The following is a 1,553-nucleotide window of genomic DNA, read 5'->3' as shown; positions in this document are numbered from 1 at the left end:
TGTCATCGAACAGCTGACCGGTGGGGCCGTCGTCGGGCAGAGCCGCCAGCCTGACGGCGATTGCCGCGCCCTGCTCAGGGGTCTGAGTACCGCTGAACCCGTTGAGGTCGGTGGCCACGTAGCCGGGGCAGGCGTTGTTGATCAAAATGTTGGTGCCGCTCAGCTCCTTGGCGTACTGGATGGTGACGGCGTTGAGGAAGGTCTTCGTCGGCGCATAGGCCCCGCTGATCCCTCCGAGGTCGACGCCGGGCGTGGTCTGCAGCGCCAGAGAGCCGACATGGCTGGACTGGTTGACGATCCTCGGGTGCGCCGAGCGGCGCAGCAGCGGCAGCATCGCGTTGGTGACCCGGATGACGCCAATGACGTTGGTCTCCACCAGCCGCCGCACGGTCTCCAGGTCGATGGTCGAAGGCTCCTCCGGCCAGCCGCCCGCGACGCCGGCGTTGTTGACCAGCACGTCAAGGCGTCCCGCCCGCTCCTCGATCAACCGCGCGGCGGCGGTCACGCTCTCATCGTCGGTCACGTCCAAGGGCACGCCGAACGCGTCGGCGCCTGCCGCGCGCAGTTTCGCCACGGCGTCCGTCCTGCGCTGCTCGTCCCGGGCGCCGACACCGACGCTCCAACCCAACGCAGCCAGCCCGGCCGCGATCTCGTACCCGATTCCCTTGTTCGCGCCGGTGACCAGCGCAATCGTCTTCTCACTCATGACACCGAGCATGGCTGCGCTTCGGCCAGACACCAACACCATCTCGGCAGCGCAGCGATACCCGGACGGTATCAATCGGCCCTTCCCACGGTTACCGTGCATGCATGGAGATACGCGAGCTGCGGTACTTCGTCGCCGTCGCCGAGGAGCTGCACTTCGGCAGGGCCGCCCAGCGTCTGAAGATAGCCCAGCCACCCCTGTCCCGCGCCATCGCCCAGCTCGAACGACAGCTCGGGGTCACACTGCTGGAGCGCACCAGCCGCAGGGTCACGCTCACCGAGGCCGGGGCAGTCCTGCTGTCCGAGGCACGCTCGATCCTCAGCGCGCTAGCCGCAGCCGAGCGGCGTACCCAGCAGGCCGCGCAAAGCCGCCCCCGCCTCGTCCTCGCCGTCAAATCCGGCACCACCGGCGAGTTGCTGGCCAAACTGCTCGATGCGTACCGCGCGGAGCCCAGTGCAGCCACCGTTGATCTGCTGCTCTGCGAAGCGCATCAGCAACAGGAACTGCTGCAGAACGGGCAAGCCGATGTGGCTCTGCTGCACCTGCCCTTCGATTCGGCGGCCGGACTCGACACCGAAATTCTGTACACCGAGGGACAGGTGGCGATCCTGCCCGCCTCTCACCGCCTCGCCGGCCGCTCCCAGATCCGGGTAGCCGAGGTCACCGCACTGCCGGAACTCCCGATGGCACGCTGGCCGGGCCACGGCGGCAGCTACCCGGAGGGACCAGGGCCAGAGGTACGGAACCTGACACAGCTCTTCCAGCTGATCGCGCTCGGCCACACCACCGTGATCATCCCCGAGTCTGCCAGCACCGACCTGCGCCGGGATCTCGCCGCCGTGCCGGT

Annotated in this window: 2 protein-coding genes; one reads left to right on the top strand and one right to left on the bottom strand. The window is 68.3% G+C overall.

The window, feature by feature from the left end; all coding sequences use genetic code 11:
- Positions 1-718: SDR family oxidoreductase (locus tag ABZY11_RS44430; RefSeq protein WP_356484609.1), on the bottom strand; the 718-nt coding region annotated here is incomplete at its 3' end.
- A 92-nt stretch (positions 719-810) separates the two neighbouring features.
- Between ABZY11_RS44430 and ABZY11_RS44425 the strand changes: the two genes are divergently transcribed.
- Positions 811-1,553 (top strand): LysR family transcriptional regulator (locus ABZY11_RS44425; RefSeq protein WP_356484608.1); only part of this gene is annotated, 743 nt, incomplete at its 3' end.

Source organism: Streptomyces sp. NPDC006510, from assembly GCF_040611955.1.
GTDB lineage: Bacteria > Actinomycetota > Actinomycetes > Streptomycetales > Streptomycetaceae > Streptomyces.
This window is presented reverse-complemented; position numbering and strand designations above follow the sequence as displayed.